We start from the raw sequence: 26,826 nt of genomic DNA, 5'->3' as shown, positions 1-26,826 counted from the left end.
TAATGATGTAACTTGCTTCAAATGCATCACCGAATATTAAGTCATGCCCCTCTAGTGACGGCCAAAAAATGTTTTATGATGATTGCCTCCATCAGGGTATTATGAAGGACCTTAAATTTCGCTTGCAGATCATTTGAATCATTTGAAGCTATGTCTATGGGGCAATTGTTCCTCTACTTCAACAAATTGATAATGCTTTTCTGGTACATTCGTTGTATAAAAAGACTGTACCCTTACTTTATGTTCATCCCCGGGAATCAACCCCCGTAACAAAATACCATCAGTAATACCTGTGGCTGCAAAGAAACAATTGTCACTGGCTACCAAGTCCTCCAGAAGCAGCATCCTATCTGGCTCACTTATCCCCATATCAAGACATCTTTGTCTTTGTATTTCATTTTTAGGGAGCAGCTTTCCCTGGAAATCACCGCCTAAGATCCGCAATGCTACTGCCCCAATAACACCTTCAGGGGCGCCGCCCACACCTGCGACCATATCGATGTCTATTTCATCAAGGCATGTAGCCACAGCTAAAGTGATATCTACATCCGAAAACAGCACAACTTCAGCTCCAGTTCTCTGAACAGCCATCATGAGTTCCGCGTGTCTTGGCCGTTTCTGTACAGCGACTCGCAACTCTGTAATTTTCTTGCCATTAGCTGCTGCAACAGCTTTTAAGTTATCCCCTATTGGCACTTCTAAAGAAATTTTCCCTTTTGCTTTTGGTCCCACAGCGATTTTTTCCATGTACATATCAGGCGCATGAAGTAAGCTGCCGGAATCTGCTGCGGCGATAACCGTGATGGCGTTACCTTTTCCAGCTGCAACTAAAGCAGTGCCATCGATAGGATCGACAGCAATATCTATTTCAGGCCCAGACCCGGTTCCTACCTTTTCACCAATAAACAGCATCGGTGCCTCATCCATTTCTCCTTCGCCGATTTTTATTTCACCCGTAAAATCAATCAGATTCAAATGATTTCTTAATGCTTCTGTTGCCGCAGCATCTGCAGGATTTTTCCTCTGCTTTCCGACCCATGGATATGCGGCAACAGCAGCCTGCTGGGTTGCTTTCACAAATTCGGTGGCAAGTTCTGACATACACAACCTCCAATGATCCTTCCTGTTAGCTTGCATTCGCTATTTTCGTATCCAAGTATGCAGAGAAAGACGATAACAACAAAAATGCTGATGTCGCTCCCGGGTCCTGGGTCCCTGCTGAACGCTCTCCCAAACGACTGGAGCGTCCAAGCTTGGATGTTAAGGCAATGGTAGACTGCATACCTGTTTCCCCAGCTGCAACGGCTGCCTCAAATGCTCGTTGAAAATTTTGCTCCTGCTGCCAGCTTTCCTCCAAGGCTTCTCGGGCTGGTTCCAATGTATCAACCATGGTTTTATCCCCGATTTCGGCCTGTCCACGTTCCTTGACACCGTGACAAAAGGCACACCAAAATTCATACAGTTGCTCCTCATTGACAGCCACTTTTCCTTTCAATATTTTTCCACCGCGCATCAATGCGGTAGCATACAAAGGACCAACGGATGAGCCAACTGCGTTCAAGAATGTTTTGCCAACTTGGATACAGAGTTTCCCGCAATCTGCTTCCTCACCCAGGGTGCTGTCTAATTGTGCCAAAACTGCCTGCCAGCCAATAGACATTGTCACACCATGGTCCCCGTCTCCCAATTTCCGATCAAGTTCACATAGATAATCCTTTTGTTTTTCCATCAAATCAGCCACTGATTGAAAATATGTTATAAAATCTCCTGCTGAAAATTCCATCTTCTATCCTCCTTATTTCTGCACAAACATTGGACAGTCGACCGGATGGTCAACGAATTTCTTCAATTCTTCGTCTAGCTTCATCAACGTGATACTGCAGCCGCCCATCTCCAGTGAAGTGATATAATCACCAACGTATGAACGGTATATATGAATACCTCTGTCTGTTAACAGCTGTTCTACCTTTCTGTAAATGATATACAATTCCATTCTTGGGGTAGACCCTAATCCATTAACAAGAACTGCAACTTCATTTTTGCTCTCTAATGGCATATCTTTCAAAATGTCATTGACAAGACGTTCTGCAACCTTATCGGCTGTGGCTACAGGACTCTTTTCGATTCCCGGCTCGCCATGGTGACCAAGCCCGACTTCCATTTCTTCATCAGCTAACTCAAAGCTTGGTTTACCCGTTTGCGGCAAAGAACATGGTGATAGCCCCACTCCCATAGAACGTGTGTAATCATTCGCCTTTCTGGCTACTCTTGCAACCTCCTGCAAATCATATCCGTCATCTGCTGCTGCACCAGCCGCCTTATACACAAAAAATTCTCCAGCAATGCCGCGGCGTTTTTCCTTTTCCTCTTTTGAGGCTGAAGCGACATCATCCGTAGTCACGACCATTTCTACAGCAATATCTTCTTCCAGGTCAGCCATTTCAGCTGCCATACCAAAATTCATGACATCTCCGGCATAATTACCGTATAAATAAACAACACCTGCTCCCTTATGAATTGCCTTTGTCACTTCCAGAATGGGGTCTGGCGGCGGGGAAGCAAATATATTTCCTACAGCCACGCCATCTGCCATCCCGGAACCGACATATCCCATGAATGCGGGCTCATGGCCGGAGCCTCCCCCTATCAAAATGCCGACTTTATCGGCTGCCGTATTCTTGGCAGTGACCAGTGCACGATCATTTTCTGAAAGTCGTTTGATATGGTTTGGATGGGCTTTCACATAGCCTTCAATCATTTCTTCCACGACAAATTTCGGATCATTTATCAGTTTCTTCATACAAACCTACCTCTCTATCCATCTCTCTGCAGTATATTCTCCTTGCGGGTTGACACATCATTAACTGGAAACACTTGATCCCATCTTATCAGCAAGCACCTTTCCAGATTCTTTTTTTTCGTTTGGCAAGGTGAGAAATTTCGTCATGAATGCACCAATGAAATAGATGCCTGCCAGGATCCAAATGATGCCCGTATTACCAACCCAATCGAAGAACAGTGCGACCAGAGCCGGACCTACAAACACACATAATCCAGCGCCTAAATTCAAAATGGACATTGCTGCTCCTTTATCCGTTTGTACCAGGGACGGTACAAGAGCAGAAAGTGGCACATAACCAGCCAGGCAAGCACCCCATAGAATCCCAATAATTGAAATGACAGTTAGATTTCCACCAAAAACCTGTGGTGCATAAAATAGCATTAATGTGAAGATACCGCAGCCTACTCCGCCAAACCACATAATGGTATTACGCCATCCGAATTTATCACCAACAAAACCGAATATTAAATTGAAAGCAATATTGGAGATAAAAATAGTACCCCAAATATTAAGCCAAACAGTGGTTTCAATGCCGAATTTTGTCAGATAGATTGGCAGAAACAAGGGAAAAGCATATTGTGCTGCCTGGTTAATCACGCGGACAATTCCAGCGATTCCCACTTTTGGTTCCGTTTTAACAATAGTTATTCCTTTGATCAGTTCTTTTAATTTCGAGGATGCCTCTGTATTCGCATGAGCATTTTTTTCAATTTGATCGCGATTGACACCTATGGCTAGAAAAGCGCCGAGTGTCACCCAAACCAGTGCACTCCATAATGTGTTGATATGTCCCAGATGGGCGAGAGCCCAGCTGGAATAATAAGCACCAAGGACACTTAGCCCCCCAGTAAAAACAAACCAGAACCAGCCAACTGCTTTTCCCAATTGGTGCTGTGGCGTGCGGTATGCTATCCAGACCAAAAAAGAATAAGCAAACAACGGATACCCAAATCCCCTTAAAGCATATGTAGGTATCATAAGTCCGTAATTCAATTCTGGTATCGCAAAACCGACAAACCCAATCGTTCCTACAACATACATCAACCAGCCTATCAACATTGCCTTTCTCGGCCCGATGGCCTCCACAAGCACACCGGAAAACCAAGCTGATATCGCTATTGTCACCCCGTATGCTGTGGTCAGCAATGCTGCTTCTCTTACACTTAAACCGTTATCAACCAAATATGGACTAAGCCAGCCAAGCTCTAACCCGTCTCCCATCATGAAAATCAAAACCCCGACATATCCCCAGACAAGATGGGCAGGAATACCAATCCTGTCAAGTAAGCTTGCGTCTTTTGCCACCATTTTTCCAGCTCCCTTTTGATCGATTAAGGTATCAAAACTATTTTCAAAGATTTGTCTCCTTTTTTCATCAAATCGAATCCTTTTTCATAGTCTTCTAATTTCAACTGGTGGGTTACCACTCCCTCGGTCGGCAGCTCCCCTTTTGCAATCCCATCGATAACCAAATCGTAGCAATATGGACCCAGATGTGAGCCAAGCAGATCAAGCTCCTTACGGTCACTGATAATGCTCCAATCCACTGATACCGGTTCACCGAATACGCTGAATTCGACAAAGCGGCCAAGTTTTCGAATCATTCCAAGGCCCTGTTCAACTGATTTAGGGTGTCCAGTCGCTTCGATGTAAATATCGCAGCCGTATCCATCTGTCATGGCTTTGATTTCTTTTTCTACGTCTACTTCACTAGGGTTCATCACGATATCCGCGCCGAATTTTTTCGCCAGTTCTAAACGGTCTTCTTTTAAATCCAGCACGACTAGCGTTCCTGCGCCAGATCTTTTTGCTGCTCCAACCATCCCAAGGCCGAGAGTGCCCGCACCAGACAATACGACAAAATCTCCAAGCTGGATCTGTGCTCTTTGAACCGCATGCATGCTGCAAGCATATGGTTCGATCAAAATCGCTTGCTCCAGCGGTAAATCTTCAGGAACTTTATAGTTGATGGCTTCCTTGGTAAATTTCATATATTCTGCCATGCCGCCATTGACATTGTTTTGAAAACCATAAAGATCATGTTTTTCACACATCCAATATTGGCCGCGCTTACAAAAACGACAATCCCAGCAAGGTACGATTTGCTCAGAGATAACTCTGTCGCCAATTTCAAACTCGGTAACAGCGTTTCCTTTTTTTACAACCCTTCCGATAAACTCATGACCCGGAATCATTGGTGCTTTGATATACGGAGGCTGTTTCTCATCACCCCAAAAACTTGGTGCACCGCCATAAGCCTTGATATCGCCAGCGCAAATACCGCATCCTTCCACTTTTATGATGATTTCCTGGTCATCCTCGAGTTTTGGTGTTGCAACTTCTTCATAACGGTAATCTCCAGGTGCATATGCCACTACTGCTTTCATCGTTTTAGGCATTGCAATATCTTGCTTGACGTTTTTCTCCATTGTTTCTGCCATCATCCATTCTCCTTTGTGTTTGAATTATATTTCCACGCCGCATTGTCCCCAAATCGCCACGATTTAAGTATGTTCCCCCCCTTTTTTGCAATCGCTTTCATTTTATACCGTTATGATAACATATGGGAACACTTTGTCAATGTTTATTTTCGATTGTTTTCGTTTTATATTATTTCTTATCAAAAAAAGCTTGTCACATCAATTAATTGCCATAAGTTGAAAAAATCCTGAAAATAAAATACTATTAAATGAGTGATTGATATTATGGACCCATAAGGATGAACAATGAATGAAAATGTTTGTTACAGAACGAAGAGATAAAATCATGGAATTTTTGATTGATCAGCACCGGTTAACTGTTAAGGAGCTCTCAGCAAAAATCGGTGTTTCAGAAGCAACACTGCGATCCGATTTGAATAAAATGGAGGCAGAAGGGCTGCTGGTTCGAACGCATGGCGGAGCTGTGTTGAATGATACATCAGAAAAAACAGAGACAAGTTTTTCGGCTCGCGAAAAGCAGCACAAAGAAGAAAAAATGAAAATGGCTGTGAAGGCATTGGAATTCATTTCCGAAAAACAATGTATCTTGCTTGACGGCAGTTCTACAGCACTGGAAATCGCCCGGCAATTAAAGAAAGATCCGATGCGTTTAACAGTAGTCACCAGCGGGCTATATACAGCACTGGAACTATCAGATATTCCGGAAATTACAGTCATTATGATCGGCGGTATGGTGACGAATGAATCCAAATCTATCGAAGGGCTCATGGGTCTCAGTATTTTAGACAATGTGCATATTGACATCATGTTTACATCGGCTAATGGCTTTTCAGCAGAGAGCGGACTTACAGATTTCAATTTATATGAGGTACAAATCAAAAAGGAAATGGTCAACAGATCACGCAAAGTCGTTGCGTTGATTGACCATAGTAAAATTGGCCGCAATTCGAGCGCACCATTTGCCGCCACAAAGCAAATTGATGTTTTACTGACGAATACACAGTTAGAAGAGGATGTATCTAAAGAGCTAATTGCAAATCAAGTTTCATTTTATTCCGTTTAGCATCCACACCATACAAAAAACAGCGCATATCAATTGATGCGCTGTTTTTTGTATGGTCCCTTGTGAAAATCAATCTTTAAGCAGTTTGTATACCTATTCCTTTATACTGTTCATACGCCATAAAAGTCTATCAATGGAATATCAAAATGACAAAGAAATAAATAGCCATCACAATCAATCCGACAGGTAAACCAAATTTAGCCCACTCTGAACTTTTGATTTTCAATTTTCCTGCTGAAATGATATTCGGAATATTTCCTGGTACGAGCATTCCGCCACTAATAAGAAGCCCAAGCAAAATAGCTTTGATGGTCGGTCCGCTCATAGATGGGCTGATTTCAGCGGCTGCCAATGTGGCGTTATCCAACACAGCAGATATCATGTTGATCCAGTACAGGAGTAGCGGGCTCAAATGAAGCAGGAATTTTTCAATGAACGGCTCGAATCCTGCGCCGAGCAGTGTGAGTCCCATCACAAACAAGTAAATATTCAATGCTCGGATGATAATTTCTTTGTAGCTCTCTTTTTCCAGTGTGTCATCGTACAGACCATCTTCGCTTTTATTCGGCTTCACCATGAATGCCGCTAAAATACCAAACAAGATTATCGCAATGATGACATCTAAACCGATCAAATTGAACAGATAGAAGAAGCTTTCATTCAATTTACTGACGGTAATGGTGGATAGTGGTTCACCAATCGGCGTCAAGGCCGCCCCCAAACCGATTGAAAAACATGCCAGGACTACAAGTCTTACTTCTGAACCCCGGTCCAGCCGGAGCACACTTACAATAACGACCAGTACAATTGCAGCAATAATCGCGGTGATGATACTTGAAATCAATCCAAGAATGATGACTGTCAAAGCTAGAAAAAGCTTGAACGGTATTTTATTGCTTAATCCCAAAATACCTTTCTCGATCGGATCCTGGCCCCAGCGAAAAATCAAGCCAGCAATCAGTACTGCCAATGTAATATTAATCGGATCTTCTAACGCCTTAATCACAAGATCCATGTCGAGTACATTACTGACGAGCGCTGCTGCGATACCCATCAAGAATAAAAATGGTTCCAAGTGTTCCTCGACATACTTCACTGAAAACGGTAAAAATAACACCAATAACAAAATAATCGTCAAGCCAATGATCATGATACGACAACCCCATATTCACTAAGTATGTATCTTCCTCTTTATTGAAAGATAATTTAATTTTAACATTTATAAACAGAAATTTCTGTTGTAAAGCATCGCAATATACGTTTATTGTGTTATGAAAAAGAGTTATTTATTCTTGTTTTTGCGTTGATTCAACTTTCATCCCGACAATCATTCTTTGCCCTTGTTTTTCTGCATGTATTTTTTCTCTTGTTCTTTACTCAGCTTTCCTGTGGCTTTGCCAATACTCCCCCCTTGTATCTCCCACAAATCGTTATGGTCATTAACCACATTTGAAAAATCACCGTTAATCCAACGCTTCAAAATACTTCGATACAATTCACCGTGTTTTAATGTATGCTCCGTTTTATCCAACCCAGCTAGCAGCCATTTTATTCGTTCAGCAGTAATCTGGTAGAATCCCCATTTCTCCTCTGCACTTACTTTTTGATGTGACATTTTGTGTATATAGTTAATAAAATCTTTATCCTTTAATTCTTTTTGTTGGACGGAATCACCAAATGGATTCATATGCTTTGAAACCTCTGATTTTGCTTCATCCTTAACATCATTCATACTTGTCACGGCAGTATCCGATTTTTGGCCAGCCTCGCTTCTAGCATTAAAATCGGTAAAAATGACAATAAGAAAGATGATGATTCCTAAAACGGCCAGACTGACTATAGTGAGTAAAATCTTTTTATACATATTTTTCCCCTCCTTCCCCTTATCCTTAACAAGAATATTAGCACATTTCCGTTAATTATAATAGTTTACATTCCCAAAAATAAATAAGATGGAAAGGTAAAATCATTTACCAATCAAAAAAGCTGTTTCTAAAAGTAATACATCTACTTAGGAAACAGCGCTAGCTATTGAAAGCATCGTTGTAGAAAATCATCTCTGCGTTCTTATAAAAGTATAACGAAGATTTTTCATATAATAAACGAAGTATCCATGTTCAGCCTAAACTGTGAAGGTGATTTTTGACAACAGTCAACCGTTTACTTGTATGATCCAGCTTTTGTCTTGCGGCATTCAGTTTATGCTGCCGATCTTCTACCATTCGTTGCACTTCTTTAGCATTGGGACCTCCACAAATGAAGCGTCGTTCTACAAATACAGCCGGGTCAACGATGTCCTGCCATTCTTGTTCCGTGAGCTGAACGCCAATTTTACGGATGATTTCATTCATATCTGCAACACTCCACTCATGCAATTCTTTTCCTTTTTGCAATGATTCAGCCGCTACCAGGCTAGCAATATGGTGTGCCTTTCGAAAAGATACAGCATGGTCCCTTGCCAACACATCAGCAAATTCTGTGATAGTAATCATATTTTTCCTTGCTTCCGCTTTAGCACGTTCTTTATTGAATGTCATTGTTCTGACAACAGCATTCATCAGTTTCAACACGCGGGATGCTTTGTGAAAACTACGATATAGATGCGGCTGCAAATCATCTTCCGTATCAACAATATCACCATATGGTGTATTATGAAGCATATGGACGACCGTCATCGCTTCGCCAAGCGCACTGCTTGATAATGCCCTGGCGTGTTCAACGGATACCGGGTTACGTTTTTGCGGCATGATACTTGATATCTGTACGTAAGGTGCTGCCACGCTGATGAGACCAACCTCGAACGTAGCAAATCGAAGAAATTCTTGCACCCATCTTCCTGTATTTACCATTAAACTTGCGACGGCCTGTGCAGTTTCCAACAAATAATCCCCTGTTCCAATTGCATCATATGAGTTTTCCATGAGTCCATCAAACCCAAGCAAATCTGCAACCCTTTGTCTATTAATTGGAAATCCTGTCGTTGTAATCGCTGCAGCCCCAAGAGGAGAGCGATTAACTGTACGGAAGGCTTGACATAATCTCATTCGATCACGTTGTAAATTATCAAAAATAGCAGTTAGAAAATGGCCAAATGTAGTTGGCTGTGCCGGCTGAGTATGTGTATGTGCCGGCATCACAGAATCAAGATGATTACTTGCTTGACCGAGCAGCGCCTCACTCAATTGGGTTACATCCTTTAACAGTGACAAAATATGGCCTCGCAGTACAATCCGGTACATGCCTTCGCCCATATCATTACGACTTCGGCCCATATGCATTTTCCCTGCCAAATCGGTGCCTATTCTTTCCCCCAACTTCGCTTCGACCAGAAAAAATAAATCCTCATAGGCTGGTTGATATTCCAATTTTACAGGATCCATCGCCTCAACGGACGAGAGCCCGGCAAATATCTCATTTTTTTCCGATTCAGTCAGCAGATTTTGCTCATGCAGCATCACCACATGAGCCCGATGCAGCTCAAACATCACTTGAAATAAATGTTCCCGCTGCGCTATAAAAATCGGCTTCAGTAATTCATTGACATATGTTTTCCCAGGAAAAACCGATCCTTCATCCCGGACAAATGCGCTGTTATCATAAGTCATGCTCCCAACCACCTTCTTTGCAAATATGTCATACACTGTGGCTTACCCTTTCACACCTGACAATGAAATCCCTTCTACGATCTTTCGCTGGAAGAATAAAAACACGATAATCATTGGAACGACAGCCAGTGTGCTCATGCCCATTATCGTATTCCACATTATGCCACTGCTATCAGAAGTACCATACAGAGAGATCCCAACTGGCAGTGTACGCATTTCACTTGTTGCGGTAACAATGACCGGCCAGAGATAAGCATTCCAGTTACCAAGAAAAGTTAATATTCCCAATGCGGATAATGCAGGTTTGACTTGTGGCATAGCAATGCGCCACCATATTTTAAACTCCCCCATCCCATCGATTCGTGCAGCGTCAAGTAAATCATCTGGTATGCCAGACATGAATTGGCGCATGAGAAATACACCAAACGCTTCCATGATTCCTGGAAACATGATCCCCCAATAGGTGTCGACCCATCCAAAAGCACTGCTCATCACAAACCAGGGAATGACCAGCATTTCTGTCGGAATCATCATCGTACTTAATATCAGAAGAAATATCATTTTTCTGCCGGAAAAATGGAATTTTGCAAGCGTGTACCCGATTAGCGAACAAAATACCAAGTTAGTAATCGTAACAATAACGGCAACAACAAGACTGTTCCAGTACCAAGTAAAAAATTCTGTTTCCTTAAAAATGAACCGGTACGCTGAAAAATCGAATTTCTCGGGGAAAAAGGAAAATCTAAAAAAATCCGGCAAACTCTTAAACGATGATAATATCATCCAGACAAATGGAAATGCGACAATCACGACGCCTGCTAACAACAGCAGATGAATCATCATTTTACTGATCGTATGTTTTTTCATACTTTCCCCCCCTACAAATCCGTATTTCTATTCAAGACTTTTAGTTGGATTAACGTCACGATCATAATCATGATAAATAATACTACTGTAATTGCAGAAGCGTATTCCATGTTATAATCTCTGAATCCTTGTTTGTACATATATACAACGATACTTGAGGTACTATGCAACGGTCCTCCAATCGATCCGGAACTTCCTCCTGTCAAATTCACAATCTGTGTAAAGGTTTGCAATGATTGGATTGCACCAATAACTGTCAAAAAGAGAATAGTTGGATTCAACAAAGGGAATGTGATTTTCCAGAAAGATTTCCATTTACTTGCACCATCTATCTCAGCAGCCTCGTAATATTGTCTCGGAATTGCTTGCAGCCCTGCCAGGAATATCAGCATTGCAAAACCCGTCATTTGCCAGATCAACATGGCACTCACTGCAAATAATGCCTGGTCGGGATCAGAAAGCCAGCCTTGTTGTGGTATGTGCAGGGCTTTTAAAATCTGATTTAAAACACCGATATTGGAATCATACATCAATCTCCAAACCCAGCTGACTGCCACAATGGATGTCATGTATGGAAGAAAAAACACGATTCGGTAAAACCACTTGAATCTAGTAACTTGTTCGATCCCTAAAGCGATCAGCAAACCGAAGACTAATTGCAGGGGGACCGTAATAATTAAGTATAGAAATGTGTTCCATACAGAACGCCAGAAAATCGGGTCATGCAAAAGACGTACATAGTTTTCTATTGAGAAGCCATCTGCATCCTGTACTGAAAAAGACATGATAAAAGCATATACGGTAGGTAAGATGCGTATCCCCAAAAAGAAAAGAAGAGGAATGGATAAAAACACATACGCAATCATCGCCTGCCTCGTATGCATTTTCATCGGAACTTTTCTTGCCTCCATTAGCCCCCCGCCAAATTTCATTTGAATCCCCCCTTTAAAAGGATTTGGACACTTCATTGCGTGCAATCAAGCATCCAAAACCGGTCTGTCTACTTATTGAAATATGCATCCCTAACCTGCTGTTCTTCATCAACAAGCTTGTTGAATGTTTCTTCCACAGAAGCACCATTCAACAGAATTTGGTCTACAGCATTCAGAAAAATGTCCCTTTCCTTATCTTCTTTTACAAAAAACGTGGAATGCGCATCTTTCAAACCTTCCACAAATGGTCCGTATACAGGATCTTCCGTAATTGCTTTATCTTCAGCCAGGCTAGCAGCAGAAGGCAGCTCCCCAACATGGTCTAACCAGCTTTTTTGAGTATCCTCAGAAATAAGGAACTTCAAAAATTTCTCGCTCGCCTCTAATTTTTTACCTGTAACATCTTTGGTAATGGCATTTGTCCAATAAGAACCAAAATTGGACGCCATCCCGCCTTCTTCCTTCACAGGCAGGGTTGTTACCCCCCAATCAAATGCATTGGCCTCCTTATATGCAGAAATATTGAAGGAGCCGTCGATAATCATACCCGCACGGCCAGATTTAAAAGCAGTGTCTGGTGTTTCCAAAAACGTTGGATCCCCAAGATGTTCAGCTGTCGTCATGTCCATCCAAAATTTAAACGCTGCTAATCCTTCCGGTTTGGAATTCCATAAAACTTGCTTGCCATCTTCACTATATGGCTCCACCCCATATTGGCGCATAAGGACTTGCTGGATGACATGTAGTCCTTGCCCGCCAACATTCCATGCAAATCCCTCTTGCTCATATTTTCCATCTCCATCTCTCTTGGTCATCTTTTTCGAAGCTTCAACCAATTCCTTCCATGTTTTAGGGGGCTTCTGCGGATCAAGCCCCGCTTCTTTGAACAATTCCTTATTCCAGAAAAGCGCCAAAGATCTTACTGCAATCGGTAATGTATAGTATTTCCCGTCAATTTGCTGTGATTGAATCATAGGGATATAGTAATCCTCAATTTCTTTGTTGCTCATGAAGTCCTCAGGTATTGGCTGAATGAAATCTTGCTTCACATAATCTGGTATCCAGCCATAATATAAATTCACTATATCCGGCCCTTTACCCGCATGCATGGCAGCAGCCAGTTTGTCGTTATATTGGTCATATGGAAAGTCCTGGGCGACTACTTCGATATCAGGATTTTCTTTTTCAAATTTTTCTATCAAGCTTTTCATTTCTTTTACTTTCGAGTCGAATGTATACTGCCAGTATGTTATTTTTGTTTTTCCGGAATTTGACCCACTGCTGCTGTCTTTACTGCATCCCGTTAGCAAAAGCATTCCCACGATACATAAAAAACCTGCCAGCCAACAACCTTTTTTAAGCATGACATTTCCCCCTTTGTAATTAACGCAACTTTCGCAGTGAGATTTACCTTTTCCATCTGAGACAGTTTACCCTGAACGAAACCTATTACCTTTCATACGGAAAACCTCCTAGGTTATTCCAACTTGCGAAAGTTGAGCAATTATTCTAGCTATTAACCAAATAGTTAAGTAATGTCTGAATCTGATACAATCTTTCTATGAGACAGAGTCGGTTCCGAAATCATATACCCAGTATTTTTCTTTTATATACGCTTCCGGAATTTGTTTTATGCCATTTAGTTGGTTAGCCGTGACAGCGTTTAATTGATCAACGATATGTGATGTCTGGGATTTATGCGCTTTTAATGCAGATACTTTTTCACGGAACACATCAGACACATCCATTTCAATTGTCGGTTTCCCCAATATTTCGTAGCGATTTTTCGTTATTGCGGCCCCGAAGACGATCGGCCTTTTTGTCAAGGGCAATTGCTCTACTGCTGAAATAGTTGCTGCAGATAATGCATCATGGTCAGGGTGCACGCCGTGCTTTGGATAGAATGTATAAATAATAGCCGGTTCTGTTTCTAAGATGACTTGAAGAACGCTGCCTGCCAAATACATTTTATCTCTAAACTGCAACATCTTATCTTGCATTTTCCACAATCTGAGATCATGGATGCCAATGATATGGCAGGCTTGTCGCAATTCTTTCTCCCTTACATGTGGCAATGTTTCCCTCGTAGCAAAAAATGGCTTTCCCATCCTTCTCCCCATTTGCCCAAGGGTTGCACAAACCAAAGTTACCATATCACCGTTTTTCACATGGTGTATCAGCGTGCCGGCACTGACGAAGGATTCATCGTCCGGATGAGGAAATATTGCCAAAATGGATTGTTGCATATATTAACCTCCTTCCTGATGGCTATTCTCCACATTCAAAAGGTGTGAAGCTAAGCTCCAAGGCAATATTCAAATGTCCTACTTGGTCATGTCCGCCGAGAAGCAGCTTCCCATCAGACATCAATTCCCAATCAGTCAATCCCTGCGAATAGAGCCAGCCGTTTTCAAGTTTCAAGCCAACTTGATAAGGTCCAGTTCCGGTAATTTTTCCCTCTCGAAATTTCAATACACCATTCCTGACGTACGTACAGATCGCAATCTCCCCTGGTTCTTCAAGCTCCCTGTAGGAACCAGTGGATGTTTCAAGGTGAAAAAAAACGTCCTTGTGAACAAATTGATACAATGCCTGTTGGACTGCTTCTTTTTCAATTGCCTGCATCCTCCTCTTCTCCTTCCTCATAGTTTAAGAACGGTATCCCTTTCGCGCAAAAGCAATGATATCGCACCAATAACACCTGAGCGATCAGCGAGTTCAGTTAAGCAAATTTCAGTATCAAAGGGAACAAATTCTTTCACTGTTCTTTCTATGATCGGCAAAAACCAATGTCCACTCTTGGATAATCCACCGCCTAGAATAACCACATCCGGATTCAGTAAAACAACCGCATTAACAATTGCCAGACTGAGATGTTCAATTGCTTCCAACACTACTTTTTTACATAATCCATCCCCTTTCATCGCTAATGCAAATATTTCGGAAACAGATAAATTTTCCTTCTTGGGAAACAGCGGATGGGTCGTTAATTGCAACAACTCTTTGTACACATGCTGCTTTATCGCTGCACCGCCTACCCGTGATTCCAAATACCCATACCCTTTATAGGGCGGCATCCCATTCTGGGGCCTGCTTTGTTGCGTACCCGTCACCATGTAGCCAATTTCTCCTGCCCCCCAGGCAGTCCCGCGATATAGTTTTCCATCGATGACAATCCCGCTGCCAACTCCGGTACCAATTGCAATTAAAATAACATTGTCCTTCTGTTTGGCCGCTCCCAGCCATTGCTCCCCCAATGCACTGACATTGACGTCATTATCGATAATCACCGGAAAATCAAATAACGCCATTGCTTTTTCTTTTAATGGAAAGTTATGCCAGCCCAGAGAGGGTGCATCGATGACAACCCCTAATTCGTTATCGGTTATTCCTGGTACCCCTACCCCCATCCCCAAAATACGGTTTTTTGCCACTTTGCAGGTGGACAGCATCTCAAATACGACGCGCCGCAATTGTTTCAGAAAGCCGTTCTCCAGATACGCTGCAGTATCAAAATGTTTCTCACAAATGATGTTGCCATTTAAATCACTGATAGCAATGAGTACATTCGTTCCTCCAATATCTACCCCCAATACATAGAAAGCCTTTTCGTTGAATCGAAGATAAGTAGGCTTCCTTCCACTCTTAGTATGTTTGCGGGCAATCACAGATTCATATACCCACCCTTCTTTGATCAGTTCTTCTGCAATCGATGATACTGTCGGCTTGCTAATTTGCAGCTTCTTATAAATTTCTGCTCGCGAAATTGGTTCGAATTGTCTGACACAATTCAATATCAGCTTTTTATTATAGTTAATGTCATCCGTTTTTCGTGGATTTAGCTTCAATTCGAGATCCCTCGTTCATAATAGTTAGTTAATATTACTAACCATTATACATACGGTTTTTTGTAAATATTCCCATTGACTAAAAATTCTGTAACATTTTAAGTGAGGAAAACCACCTGTTTCTCCTTGGACAGACTATTTCTGAACGAGGCCTGCTTCCTCATTTGACTATAGACATGTATGAAACATGTACATCAGGATGCAAGGACAGTTGATACCCGCTACAGACGGATACTTAGCCGTCTGTAGCGGGATTTTTCTGTCAGTATCTTCTTGCGAAAATTGCGTGTTTTTCACTTCCACAAAGCTCCAGTGCGTCAGTTGTGTTTTCGAGACAAAAAAATATGCTCAAAGTAATCTTCCACTTTAAGCACAGTTCTCCTTCGGGTATATGGTTTAGGTTTTATTTCGTCAAAACTTTCGTCACAAATGCTTTAATCCGTTTTTCATATTCTGCTGTCATGTTATCGTACGCTTTCGTATGCCCTGCATCGGGTACGATCCATAATTCCTTGTCACCACCCGCAGCCTTATATATTTCGTGTCCCATCCTTGTAGGCACTAAATCATCGGCATCTCCATGAATGATTAATAACGGCAGTTTATTCTTCTTGACCTGTTCAATTGTTGAAGCTTCCCCAAAAGTATAGCCGGCTCTGATTTTGGAAATTAAACTTGTCACATCCAACAGGGGAAATGCCGGAAGATGATAGATGTATTTCAGCTGATGCGTAAGCTCAGCCTTTACACCGCTATAGGCACTGTCAGCGATAACTCCCTTCACCTCTGGTGGCAATTTTTCACCACTTGTCATCAGCACAGTTGCTGCCCCCATGGAATTACCATCGAGTATGATTTGTTCTGCTCCATACTTTTTAATCATCAAGCTGACCCAGTCTTTGATATCCAGTCGATCATGCCAGCCGTAGCCTATGTAGTCCCCGGCACTTTTGCCATGCCCGCGTGCATCCGGCAGCAAAACACTGAATCCCATGTCATGATAAAGTTTGGCATATTTTCCCATGTCATCACCCGTATTACGAAAGCCGTGTACAAGAATGACTAATTTATCTGTATCATTTTTAATGAATTTTGCTTTTAATTCCAAGTCGTCATACGATGTCATTTCCAATACTTCTTTTTCTTGTTTATCGTACCATGATTCCGATTTCTGCTGAAGGCTCGTATCCTTATTCCCAGCTTGCGCGTTGACTGCAGCAGATTCACTATGCAGCTTCACATCTGTGCCGCGCTTAACCCCCTGGTTATAAAAATAGTTTCCCGCAAAAGCCAGCCCTGCCAGCAAAATAAAAACAATAATGGCACTTATGACCATCCATTTTTTTTTCAAGTTTTATCCCCCCATTACACTTCTATCTCATAGCAGGAAATCTCTGTTTGTCCTGCCGCTATTTCCTCCGGCGTCTGAAATTTTTATATACCACCGTTTGGAAATCGTGCCTGTTTTGCTGTTATGTATTTATCAACTACTATACGTCACTTCGGAATGTTTTAGTAGATTTTTTATAAAAATCTCGGAAACTGCAAACTTTTTTGGACGGTCAAACGTCAAAAATACGTGACGGAATGAATTCCAAATTCTGCATATACAAACAGCGAATTTTGTAGTTTAATAGGTGTATATGCCGAAAAACGCCATTAAAGGAATACATAAAGTCAACATAATTGTAGGAGTTTTTACATATGAGTTCTGAAAAAAAGCACCGCAAACCGAAATGGCATCAAACAAAAAAGGGAATAGCCATTGCACTGATTTTCTTTGGATGTTTATTTGCATTAATCACTTTTACAGGTGGAAATTTCAAGGGTAAAGTAAATGATGTCTCTATCCCTGCCGTCTCCGCGCAAGGGTTGCATGTGGACATGAAGCCTAAGGATGATTTCAGCGAGTCCCATCTGCAGCAGACATATGCGGAGAAAATCAGGGAAGCACAATTGCAGAAACAGCGACAGAGGCAGGCAAAGAAGGATAAACGGGATAAAGCAATCTATTTGACGTTCGATGACGGCCCTTCGCAAGTGGCGGGAGAATTGCTGAATATACTTGATCAATTTGATGCCAAAGCAACCTTTTTCATGCTCGGCCCTCATATAAAAGAATATCCAGATGTCGTAAAAAGGATGACCGAAAAGGGCCACGCGGTAGGATCACATGGCATCACCCATGACGCCCACCTTTTCTACCAGTCGCCAAAAGCACCGGTTAAAGAAATGACCGAGGATCAACAAACCATCGCCGATGTCACAGGAGTGCACTCACAGCTGGTCCGTGTTCCTTATGGCAGCATTCCTTACCTAACTGATCCTATGCGTAATCAGCTTTCTCTGAAGAATTTCAAAGTATGGGATTGGAATATCGACAGCCGCGACTGGGAATTCATGAGCAGCAAATACGTCGGATATACGATTTCGCAAATTGTCCATGCCGAGCAATCTGGTGAAACACCGATTGTGCTCCTGCATGACAAGCCAGAAACTATCAAGTATTTGCCCGGCTTATTGAAATACTTAAAAACAAACAGCTATCAAACAAAAATATTGACAAACGATATGGCGCCATACACATTTAGATGTGAAGGCCGTTGCTATCCGATCAATGGCAGGTAAACCAATGCGGGAGGAGTCAAGCGTGTTCAAGAAATACAGTGTATTTGCCGGCTGCATATTCCTTGCTATCCTGTTGGCGGGATGCAATCATGATAAAAAATATGCCGAAAATATTTATTTTCACCTCGAAAAATCAGCCAAACAAGAAAGCACCTTCGCTAAAATACAAAAGGAATTACAGCAATCCAGTAAAAAGGAACAAAAATCATACGAAACTGTGCTCGCTCAAAATATAGAAGATGAGGTAGAGATTTCAAGCACCATCCAATCAGCAAAAAAAGAAAACCAGAAACAAAGTGAGCTGCTTCAACGGGCGAAAAAGGAGTTTAATAGTGCCTATGCCATTCTTGCTTCTGCTCGTACAGATGTCAGCAGCATCAAAAATAGCAAGCAAAAAGAGGCCGCCGGCAAACTCATGAAATTAGCCAAGAAACGAAATCTAAAGCTGGAAACATATTACCAGGAATATGCACTTTCCATCAAAATCAACGAGCAATTATATGAGGACATGCTAAAAAATGATTTTTCTGCTGAGAAACTCGATAAACAAATTAAAAAGCTGAACCAGCAATATATGAATATGAATAAAGAAGCAACAGCATTCAATAAAGCGACAAAAGCGTATAACCTTGCAAAATCATCCTATTATCATTTAACTGATCTACATGCAGAGGAAATGAAACAGGTACACACCTGACCGGTGTGTACCTGTTTTTCTTCTCTTATCAATCATCCCAAATTTCATCCATTAACGCTTCTATTTCTTCCCGGCGTTGCTTTGTAGTCTTCTTGTCAATAGTATATCGACCGTCCGAAAGCTGGAGAACGTCCCCAACCTTAGCTTTTTTTGGGAGCTTGGATTTGGAAATATTTACTGTGTTACCATCATCATCTTCGCATACAGCGAGTTTTTCTTCTAGTTGATCAATCGTATATCGCATAGATGCCTCCTATTTGGGAAGGAATGATGTTTTCGCTTTATAGGTCTTACTTTTATATTTGGCGGATACGTTGACATTTACCCGATAACTTGTCGAAGCTCGGCTAATTTTTACGAGAAGTGTCTTGCCTATTTTGCCTTGATAGACTGTATCCTTGGTCTTATAATGGAATACTGCCTTATACTTCGTTCCTTTGGGCAGCCCCTTCACATTAAGTTTCACGGTAGAATACTGTTTTGGACGCGTATTATTCAGCGTAGCAGTCATTTTATACGTAGCAGCTTTCTTCTTTGCGCTTTTCTTCGATGGAGTGGACGCACTTGCTGCTTTCACGTTGAACTTGATAGTAGAACCGTTAGCCGTTGCGACAATATTTCCTGACTTGTCGGTGCGGTATACTTTGACCTTAGCTTTCTTTAAACGGTTGAGCGTTTCTTTCGTTGGGTGTCCATAGCTATTTTTCCCGACTGAAATCACACCATACGCCGGCTTCACCTTTTTCAAAAATGCGGTGCTTGTGGAGCCCTTTGAGCCATGGTGGCCAACCTTCAGCACATTCGCATTTAGCTTCTGGCCTTTTTTCATCATGTCTTTTTCAGCTCGGTCTTGCGCATCGCCAGTTAATAGGAAAGTGTTTTTCTTATAGGTGACCTTCAGCACTGCGCTCCAGTCATTTGTATCCGATTTGGGGTAAGTCTTGACCGGACCCACAAACACTGCCTTCACAGATTTGACAGGAAGCTTTACATTTACCTTTGCTGTCTTGATTTTCAATTTTTTCTTTTTGACTGCGTTCAAAAAGTCTTTGTATGTCTTCGTTGTATGCGAAACTTTTGGTGCATACACGTTTTTCACTTTCAACGACTGAATAACTTTTGGCAGCCCGCCTATGTGATCGCTATCGGGATGTGTCGCGATCAACACGTCGATTGTTTTCACTTTTTTCTTTTTCAAATACTTAACAACCGTTGGACCTGCTTGTTTTTTCCCAGCATCAATCAATATGTTTTTGCCATCGGGTGTATGTATGAGCGTACTGTCGCCCTGCCCGACATCAATGAAATGAACCGTCATGTTTTTTGCTGCAGCCTGGCTGCCATTGGGCAGGACAAGCACAGAAAGCACGACCATGACACTTAATAAAATCTTCCATAATTTAGAATGATATCTCATTTTTCCTCTCCTCCACGAATAATAAGATACCACCAAAAGTAAAAAAGTGGAAGATTTATTTTACAAAAAAATCCAATATTGGATCGAACAGACCAAACAATTTTATAATAACAAACCAGACGTTCGTATTCTAATCCCAAATCATTACTTAAAGAGCAATCTGGGAATAAAAAAAGAGCAGTCTCAAATGACTGCACTTCCCCTCAACTCTCCATCAGCTGATGATAGAAAGCAATGGCATCTTTCCGATAATGGATGTTGATTTTATTATAAATAATGCTGACATAGTTTTTGATTGTCCCAATACTTAACCCCGTTTTATTGGAGATTTCTTGATTGGAGTATCCCTTGAACAGCAGCATGATGATATCCAGTTCCCGCTGGGTCAATTCGACCCCGAAACCACGTAATTTTTTATTGACAATATGCTGTTCATCCAGAGCCATCCCTTTGATATGCCGTACCATCATTTCGGCCACATCACCTGACAAAATGTACTGTCCTTTGTATGCATCCCGGACCGCTCTATATAAGTTTTCAGGCAGCAGTGTCTTTGAAAGAAAACCGCTCGCTCCCACTTCTAACGCCTCAATAACCAGCCTTTCTTCTGGTAAATTCGTCAAAAACACAATGTTCGGAACATACGCTAATTCTTTCATCTTTTTCGCAGCGGAAATCCCGTCCAGCTCCGGAATGTTAATTTCCATCAATACGACATCAGGCAGCAGTTCATCGACCAATTCAATAGCCGATACACCATCATTGGCGACACCGATAATTTCCATATCATCTTCCTGGCCAATCAATATCTGTATCCCTTCGCTAAATAATTTTTGATCTTCAACCAATAGAATGCGAATCAATGCGATTTCCTCCCAACCAATTCTTTGTAATTCTGGATGTTTTCACTTTCGTTTAAAAGAGTCACTGTATGATATTTCACTAAAAAGTCATATCATCGCATACCATTTTCTATTTTTCTCTATATCGATTTTCATATGAAGCAGCTCTGTCATTCTCTTTTAATCAATCCATCAATCTATTTATCGGCATATATTATCCAATCTTTATGTCTAGGTATAAAGAACTAAAAGTTTTTTCTCCCTTTTTCCAAATAGCTTTTATACTGCAGGTTTTACAAACTCAGACATAAAATTACAATTAGATTACAAAAGTCCTAATTGCCTACTATAAATCTACATAAATGATATAATTAAGAAAAATTTCAAGTAAAATTTTCCATATTTGTCGAATATATGAATGAGAGGAGATTTTCAATTGGGGAACAAAAAAATCTATATGGGCGTCAGCGCCAGCGCTATTGTTGCTTCAGCATTCTTTGCAGCACAAAGCGCCGATGCAGCATCTTATAGTGTAAAATCCGGAGATTCCTTATGGACTATTGCACAAAAGTACAACACAACGGTTTCTCATTTAAAGTCGATAAACAATTTATCGAGCGATCTTATTTTTCCTAAACAAGTTATCCAAACAGATAAAAAGGCAGCATCCAATACATCAAACACATCGAAAAATACAAGCAAAGCAAAAGGCAGTACCGCTTCATCTGGTAAAACTACATATACTGTTAAATCAGGTGATACATTGTCGGGCATTGCATACAAACATAATGTTTCCATCAGTAATTTGATGAAATGGAACAACTTGAATTCGACATTGATCTTTCCTGGTAATGTGTTTGTCATTAATGGCTCCGCAGCAAAAAGTTCGTCGTCTTCGTCTGCATCAAGCAATAAGACGGCTTCGAGTTCTTCCGGCAGTAAATCCGGTTCCGTCTACACTGTTAAATCAGGTGACACTTTATCCGGTATTGCGAGCCGATATGGTGTATCCGTAAGCAATTTGATGAAATGGAACAATCTGAATTCGACCCTGATCCTGATTGGACAAAAATTACAGGTCAATGGCTCAAACTCAGCTCCTGCTAAAACTACTGCCCCTGAAAAATCAAAAGTTTCAAGCAGTTCAGCGAGCTCGAGCAGCAGCTCATCCTTGTACAATGTCAATACACTGGTCAGCACTGCTCAAGCACAAAATGGTGTCAAGTATGCTTGGGGCGGTTCCAGCCCTAGCGGGTTCGACTGCAGCGGATTTATTTACTATGTCTATAAGAATGCAGGTTATGGCATAGGACGATTGTCAAGCGATGGATATTACAATCGGTCACACATGGTAAGCAATCCCCAGGTCGGTGATTTGGTGTTTTTCTCAGGGACCTATCGTGCCGGCATCTCCCATCTTGGCGTCTATTTAGGCGGAGGCAATTTCATTCACGCCGGATCAGATGGTGTTGAGATCAGTAACTTGAGCAATCCTTATTGGAAGAGCCATTTCGACAGCTATAAACGTTTCTATTAATTCTATCAAACTTGTAATCGTCAGATGTGTTTCAGAGACCTTCTTCCTTTCGGGAAGAGGGCTCTTTTTTTCTTGCCCGTCCCTAATTGTGGCGACACCTGCATGGAAATGATACTATAAAGAAAGTATTTATTGCTCACCTGCTTGTCTGTTGATCTGGCGCAAGGGCAATTTCGTACATACTCATAACGTTGGGAGAATCGGTATGTTGAAAAATGACACTGAAAAACAGGTTTTCAATACAGACAGCCGGTTGGCTATTCTTACAGGCTGGCTCATTTTGCCAGCCATCCAGGTATTTTTCACATTCACTGGTGCACTTGGGGCTGTAATGCGATACAATCCCACTGAGCTGGGACCATCCAACCTGTTTGCCTATGTTGTCTATGTCATTTATATCCTATTGACAATCGCGATCTGCTTTGTCTGGGGAAGACGCAAGCGGCAGCTTCCCCACTTCATGCTTGCATATTACGGTATTGACATCATCAGCAGATTGGTTTACATCGCTTTCTATGGTACTGCTATATTGAATAGCGAAATATTATTCATTCTTGTATCCTTGCTTTGGACGATTTATTTCTATCGTTCTAAACGGGTCAAGGCGACATTTATATTCTAGTCAATCCCCTTGTCTCATCCGGCAAGGGGATTTTGAACCATTGCAGCTGACGCCATATGAAAACGATGATTTTCCATTTGTCATACTTCGTTCACAGCGGCTTATTGATAGGCTTTTAGGCAACTGATACACTTATATCAGGATACATATCATATTTGTACATTGGAAAGTATAAAGCACTTTCTTGCTGCATAAAGTGCCATGATGACAATCGCTTCTCTATAACGATTGTCCTACAGTTACCGAACGTCCAAACGAATTCTTACTGAAAACAACTGAGAGGAAGAGATAGCGTGAAACATCTAAGAGGTTTGACTGTGTTGCTTGTCCTTGCGTTAATCCTTGCAGGGTGCGGCAGCAAGATTGAAACCAATATGTCCAGAGATATTCAATCATTCAATTTTACTACACAAGATAATAAAACATTAAGCAATAAAGATCTTGAAGGAAAATGGTGGATCGCAGATATGGTCTTCACTAACTGCACGACCGTCTGCCTCCCGATGACCGCTAATATGATGCAATTGCAAAAGGAAGCCAAAAAAGAAAACCTTGATGTGCAGTTTGTTTCATTCACTGTCGATCCAAAGCATGATACGCCAAAAGTGCTCAAAGAATTTGCAGATCAATACGGCGTTGACTTCAGTAATTGGCATTTTTTAACTGGTTACGATTTTGATAAGATCAAGAAAATATCCATCAAAAGTTTCCAAGCCCCTGTTGTCGAACCTCCTGAAGGCTCTGATCAGTTCACGCACGGCACAGGTTTTTATCTTGTCAATCCCGATGGAGAGGTCATTAAAAAATACAGCGGTGCTCAGAAAGATGATTTGGAACAAATCATCGATGATTTAAAAACATTGCAAAAATGACAGTAATCAACCATTAGCCACCACCCGGCTAGCTATGAGTGGATCCGTACGACTGGGGAGGGATACATGATGAAGAAAAACGGCCTGTTTGTTATGCATACCCTGTTTGTTTTGATGCTGCTTTCTGCCTGCGGTGCCAGTAACAGTGAGAAAGCCAACGGTGAGATAGATCAGCTCGATGTTTTAAAGGCTTCCTTGCATGTGCCTGATCATGCTGATAAAGGTGAAAAAATCAAACTAAAAACGAATGTCACATATGGAGATGAAAAAGTCACCGATGCGGATGAAGTAAAATATGAAGTATGGGTCGACGGTGATAAAGAAAAAACAAGCCACATGATCGAAGCGAAAAACAATAAAGACGGCTCTTACAGTATCGAGACCACCTTTGACAAAGATGCTGTATACAGTGTCCAAGTCCATGTTGATGCTAAAACACAGCATACGATGCCAATGCAGCAGATCACGATTGGAAAGGTGAAGGAGAAAAAGAAACACACAGCTGCGAATAACCACCACCATGAAAAAATGGATAGTGGTCAAGGGAATGGTGTTTCCATACATTTTATGGCGCCTGATAAACCAAAAGCTGGAAAAGATGCGAACCTGATGGTACATATAAACCTCAACAAGCAGCCATTGCAAGATGCGAAGGTACGATTGGAAATCTGGAAAGGTAAGAGCAGCAACCATGAATTCATTGATGCCGAGCAAAAAAAAGACGCTTATACAGCAAAGCATGTTTTTACCAGCAGCGGAACATACCATGTAAAAATTCACATACAACATGGTGAGCTTCATGAACAGGAAGAACATACATTGAAAGTAAACTAGGCATCTGCACAGGCAGATGCCTTATTCTTATGTACATGTGACGTTTGTCTGCTTATTTTGCATAAAACGAACGTGAATTTCCCGGGCAATATCTATCTATTCCATTTCACGCAGCGGCTGTTTCTTTTATCACTTATATTTGTCATTATCTTTCAGCGATACCGATGATCCCGGCATAAACGTTTAATACTTATGCAAAACAGGAATGTGATGGACAAAGTATCTATTGATGATGGAGGGATTTAAAATGACAGAAAACCACTACTCAAAACTGCCAAACGAAAGAAAATCTTTTTGGCGCGAAATGGATGAACAATTGCATTTTCAGCAGCTGAATGAGGATACGGAAGTTGACGTGGCCATTGCAGGCGGCGGGATGGCAGGTATCGTTTCAGCATATATGCTTGCAAAGGATGGCAAAAAAATTGCCTTGCTGGAGGCTAGAGAAATGCTAAGCGGCACCACCGGTTATACAACTGCCAAATTGTCGGCCCAGCATAATTTAATTTACGATGAGCTGATCAACCGCTATGGTCAGGAAGTGGCCAAGCTTTTTTACCAGGCGAATATGCAAGGGCTCGCAATGATAAAAGAGATTGCCCAGGAAGAACAGATTGATTGCGGCTTGACTGAGCAAGACGCTTTCGTATATACACAGCAGCAAAATCTGGTTTCCAAATTTGAAAAAGAAGCAGAAGCATACAAAAAGCTAGGCATCCCAGGTAAGCTTATTCGGAAATTACCAGTGAATCTGGAAATTGCAGCTGCAGTGAAAATGGAAAAGCAAGCACAGTTTCACCCTGCTGCTTTTTTAAATGGTCTCCTGCGTGTGCTGGAAAAATGGGATGTGAAAATATTTGAGCACACGATGGTAACGGAAGCACTTCAAGACAATAAAATCACTTTACAAACAAACTTAGGAAAAACTGTCATGTGCAAGGATGTCATATTTGCCACTCACTTCCCAGCAATAGACCCTGATAATTTTTATACGAATATGCGCCCGGAAATGTCCTACGCACTAGCATTCAAAGCAGACCAGGAATACCCGGATGGCATGTATATCAACGCTGATACCCCAAGCCGCACCTTCCGTAAAATGACCAATGGCTCGGATGATTACCTTCTGGTTGGCGGACAAAGCCACACCATTGGGGACGAACATTCAGAAATGGAACGTTATGAAGACATCCGCCAGTTCGCAGAAAAAACTTTTGGTACCTCGGATGCCATTTTTCGCTGGTCATCTCATGATTTGATCACATCGGACAGGGTTCCATACATCGGCCAGCTGCATCCGCAAAAATCGAATATGTATACAGCTACAGGTTTTAGCAAATGGGGATTAGCAAACGCCGTAACAGGAGCACAATTGCTTAAAGACCTCATTGCTAATCAGGAAAATCCATATAGCGGTCTTTATTATCCCCGTCGTGACATTCCCGATATTAGGGAAAACGTGCCGGAACAGAAGAACATGGAGGAAGAACTTGCGGAAGCCCAAACAGCGGCGACTGTAGAAAATTTAACCCGACAGCAAGCCACGGTCATCGAAAAAGACGATAAAAAAATTGGAATCTATAAAGATGATGATGGTGCATTGCATCATTTGGATTTGGCTTGTACCCACCTGGGATGTGATCTAAATTGGAATGATGGCGATCAAACATGGGATTGCCCTTGCCATGGTTCCCGTTTTACCGCAACAGGTGAGGTATTGGAGGGACCTGCAAAAGAACCGCTCGCTAAAGCTAACCAAAAATAAACAGTAAAAGAGAG

25 protein-coding genes and 1 pseudogene are annotated in these 26,826 nt (G+C 41.7%); 8 read left to right on the top strand and 18 right to left on the bottom strand.

What is annotated here, in order from left to right; all coding sequences use genetic code 11:
- Positions 1-138: 138 nt before the first annotated feature.
- Genes glpX through ACFSMW_RS14070 form a run of 5 tightly spaced genes read right to left on the bottom strand, consistent with a single transcriptional unit; the run spans position 139 to position 5,283 of the window.
- Entirely contained in the window at positions 139-1,101 is a 963-nt protein-coding gene (gene glpX, locus ACFSMW_RS14090) for a class II fructose-bisphosphatase (RefSeq protein WP_390356663.1), read from the bottom strand.
- A 25-nt stretch (positions 1,102-1,126) separates the two neighbouring features.
- Complete coding sequence (gene dhaL / locus ACFSMW_RS14085) at positions 1,127-1,783, bottom strand: dihydroxyacetone kinase subunit DhaL (RefSeq protein WP_390356661.1); 657 nt, start codon at positions 1,781-1,783, stop codon at positions 1,127-1,129.
- A gap of 12 nt (positions 1,784-1,795) precedes the next feature.
- Positions 1,796-2,800 carry a dihydroxyacetone kinase subunit DhaK gene (locus ACFSMW_RS14080; RefSeq protein ID WP_390356659.1) on the bottom strand — a complete coding sequence of 335 codons (1,005 nt, stop codon included), beginning with the start codon at positions 2,798-2,800 and terminating at the stop codon, positions 1,796-1,798.
- Between the two features lie 60 nt (positions 2,801-2,860).
- Positions 2,861-4,150 (bottom strand): MFS transporter, encoded by a 1,290-nt coding sequence (locus ACFSMW_RS14075; protein ID WP_390356657.1) that lies wholly within the window; start codon positions 4,148-4,150, stop codon positions 2,861-2,863.
- Between the two features lie 23 nt (positions 4,151-4,173).
- Complete coding sequence (locus ACFSMW_RS14070; RefSeq protein ID WP_390356655.1) at positions 4,174-5,283, bottom strand: MDR/zinc-dependent alcohol dehydrogenase-like family protein; 1,110 nt, start codon at positions 5,281-5,283, stop codon at positions 4,174-4,176.
- Positions 5,284-5,572: 289 nt separating this feature from the next.
- Here ACFSMW_RS14070 and ACFSMW_RS14065 point away from each other — a divergent pair, with 289 nt between their 5' ends.
- Positions 5,573-6,346, top strand: a complete 774-nt coding sequence (locus ACFSMW_RS14065; RefSeq protein ID WP_390356654.1) for a DeoR/GlpR family DNA-binding transcription regulator — start codon at positions 5,573-5,575, stop codon at positions 6,344-6,346.
- A 130-nt stretch (positions 6,347-6,476) separates the two neighbouring features.
- Here the strand turns inward: ACFSMW_RS14065 and ACFSMW_RS14060 are convergent, their stop codons facing one another.
- The 10 genes from ACFSMW_RS14060 to ACFSMW_RS14015 all read right to left on the bottom strand — a co-directional run bounded on the left by ACFSMW_RS14060 (position 6,477) and on the right by ACFSMW_RS14015 (position 16,949).
- Positions 6,477-7,496 (bottom strand): DUF1646 family protein, encoded by a 1,020-nt coding sequence (locus ACFSMW_RS14060; RefSeq protein ID WP_390356652.1) that lies wholly within the window; start codon positions 7,494-7,496, stop codon positions 6,477-6,479.
- A gap of 177 nt (positions 7,497-7,673) precedes the next feature.
- Positions 7,674-8,210 (bottom strand): DUF6241 domain-containing protein, encoded by a 537-nt coding sequence (locus tag ACFSMW_RS14055; protein ID WP_390356651.1) that lies wholly within the window; start codon positions 8,208-8,210, stop codon positions 7,674-7,676.
- Positions 8,211-8,463: 253 nt separating this feature from the next.
- A complete protein-coding gene (gene argH / locus ACFSMW_RS14050; RefSeq protein ID WP_390356649.1) occupies positions 8,464-9,951 on the bottom strand; it encodes an argininosuccinate lyase in 1,488 nt (495 codons plus the stop codon).
- 42 nt (positions 9,952-9,993) lie between these two features.
- A complete protein-coding gene (locus tag ACFSMW_RS14045; RefSeq protein ID WP_390356647.1) occupies positions 9,994-10,818 on the bottom strand; it encodes a carbohydrate ABC transporter permease in 825 nt (274 codons plus the stop codon).
- A gap of 11 nt (positions 10,819-10,829) precedes the next feature.
- Positions 10,830-11,750, bottom strand: coding sequence for a carbohydrate ABC transporter permease (locus ACFSMW_RS14040; protein ID WP_390356646.1), 921 nt, complete (start codon positions 11,748-11,750; stop codon positions 10,830-10,832).
- Between the two features lie 68 nt (positions 11,751-11,818).
- Positions 11,819-13,114, bottom strand: a complete 1,296-nt coding sequence (locus ACFSMW_RS14035) for an extracellular solute-binding protein (protein ID WP_390356644.1) — start codon at positions 13,112-13,114, stop codon at positions 11,819-11,821.
- A gap of 195 nt (positions 13,115-13,309) precedes the next feature.
- Entirely contained in the window at positions 13,310-13,996 is a 687-nt protein-coding gene (gene bshB2 / locus ACFSMW_RS14030) for a bacillithiol biosynthesis deacetylase BshB2 (protein WP_390356642.1), read from the bottom strand.
- Between the two features lie 22 nt (positions 13,997-14,018).
- Positions 14,019-14,375 (bottom strand): DUF1806 family protein, encoded by a 357-nt coding sequence (locus tag ACFSMW_RS14025; protein ID WP_390356640.1) that lies wholly within the window; start codon positions 14,373-14,375, stop codon positions 14,019-14,021.
- 17 nt (positions 14,376-14,392) lie between these two features.
- Positions 14,393-15,598, bottom strand: coding sequence for an ROK family transcriptional regulator (locus ACFSMW_RS14020; RefSeq protein ID WP_390356638.1), 1,206 nt, complete (start codon positions 15,596-15,598; stop codon positions 14,393-14,395).
- 403 nt (positions 15,599-16,001) lie between these two features.
- Positions 16,002-16,949 carry an alpha/beta hydrolase gene (locus ACFSMW_RS14015; protein WP_390356636.1) on the bottom strand — a complete coding sequence of 316 codons (948 nt, stop codon included), beginning with the start codon at positions 16,947-16,949 and terminating at the stop codon, positions 16,002-16,004.
- 353 nt (positions 16,950-17,302) lie between these two features.
- Between ACFSMW_RS14015 and ACFSMW_RS14010 the strand changes: the two genes are divergently transcribed.
- Together ACFSMW_RS14010 and ACFSMW_RS14005 are read left to right on the top strand one after the other, a co-directional pair.
- Positions 17,303-18,226 (top strand): polysaccharide deacetylase family protein, encoded by a 924-nt coding sequence (locus tag ACFSMW_RS14010; RefSeq protein ID WP_390356634.1) that lies wholly within the window; start codon positions 17,303-17,305, stop codon positions 18,224-18,226.
- Between the two features lie 22 nt (positions 18,227-18,248).
- Positions 18,249-18,923: a YkyA family protein gene (locus ACFSMW_RS14005; RefSeq protein ID WP_390356633.1), complete on the top strand. Its 675-nt coding sequence runs from the start codon at positions 18,249-18,251 to the stop codon at positions 18,921-18,923.
- Positions 18,924-18,951: 28 nt separating this feature from the next.
- On the opposite strand, the gene ACFSMW_RS14000 is transcribed toward ACFSMW_RS14005, so the two are convergent.
- From ACFSMW_RS14000 to ACFSMW_RS13990, 3 genes and pseudogenes are all read right to left on the bottom strand, one after another.
- Positions 18,952-19,167 (bottom strand): DUF3006 domain-containing protein, encoded by a 216-nt coding sequence (locus tag ACFSMW_RS14000; protein ID WP_390356631.1) that lies wholly within the window; start codon positions 19,165-19,167, stop codon positions 18,952-18,954.
- A 330-nt stretch (positions 19,168-19,497) separates the two neighbouring features.
- Positions 19,498-20,298 (bottom strand): annotated as a pseudogene (locus tag ACFSMW_RS13995) (ComEC/Rec2 family competence protein); the annotation flags it as partial.
- Positions 20,299-20,543: 245 nt separating this feature from the next.
- Complete coding sequence (locus tag ACFSMW_RS13990; RefSeq protein WP_390356627.1) at positions 20,544-21,203, bottom strand: response regulator transcription factor; 660 nt, start codon at positions 21,201-21,203, stop codon at positions 20,544-20,546.
- Positions 21,204-21,618: 415 nt separating this feature from the next.
- Between ACFSMW_RS13990 and ACFSMW_RS13985 the strand changes: the two genes are divergently transcribed.
- The 5 genes from ACFSMW_RS13985 (at position 21,619) to ACFSMW_RS13965 (ending at position 26,812) form a co-directional block, all read left to right on the top strand.
- Positions 21,619-22,719, top strand: a complete 1,101-nt coding sequence (locus ACFSMW_RS13985; RefSeq protein ID WP_390356626.1) for a C40 family peptidase — start codon at positions 21,619-21,621, stop codon at positions 22,717-22,719.
- A 205-nt stretch (positions 22,720-22,924) separates the two neighbouring features.
- On the top strand, positions 22,925-23,341 hold the full coding sequence (locus ACFSMW_RS13980; RefSeq protein ID WP_390356624.1) for a DUF2569 family protein: 417 nt from the start codon (positions 22,925-22,927) through the stop codon (positions 23,339-23,341).
- A 293-nt stretch (positions 23,342-23,634) separates the two neighbouring features.
- Positions 23,635-24,213, top strand: a complete 579-nt coding sequence (locus tag ACFSMW_RS13975; RefSeq protein WP_390356622.1) for an SCO family protein — start codon at positions 23,635-23,637, stop codon at positions 24,211-24,213.
- A 69-nt stretch (positions 24,214-24,282) separates the two neighbouring features.
- The gene (locus ACFSMW_RS13970) at positions 24,283-25,047 is read left to right on the top strand and encodes a FixH family protein (RefSeq protein ID WP_390356620.1); all 765 of its coding nucleotides are present in this window, start codon (positions 24,283-24,285) and stop codon (positions 25,045-25,047) included.
- 247 nt (positions 25,048-25,294) lie between these two features.
- Entirely contained in the window at positions 25,295-26,812 is a 1,518-nt protein-coding gene (locus tag ACFSMW_RS13965) for an FAD-dependent oxidoreductase (protein WP_390356618.1), read from the top strand.
- Positions 26,813-26,826 lie beyond the last annotated feature (14 nt).

It is taken from the genome of Tigheibacillus halophilus, assembly GCF_042683165.1.
Classification (GTDB): domain Bacteria; phylum Bacillota; class Bacilli; order Bacillales; family Amphibacillaceae; genus Tigheibacillus; species Tigheibacillus halophilus.
The sequence above is the reverse complement of the archived record's forward strand: the minus strand, read 5'-3'. Positions and strand labels throughout refer to the sequence as shown.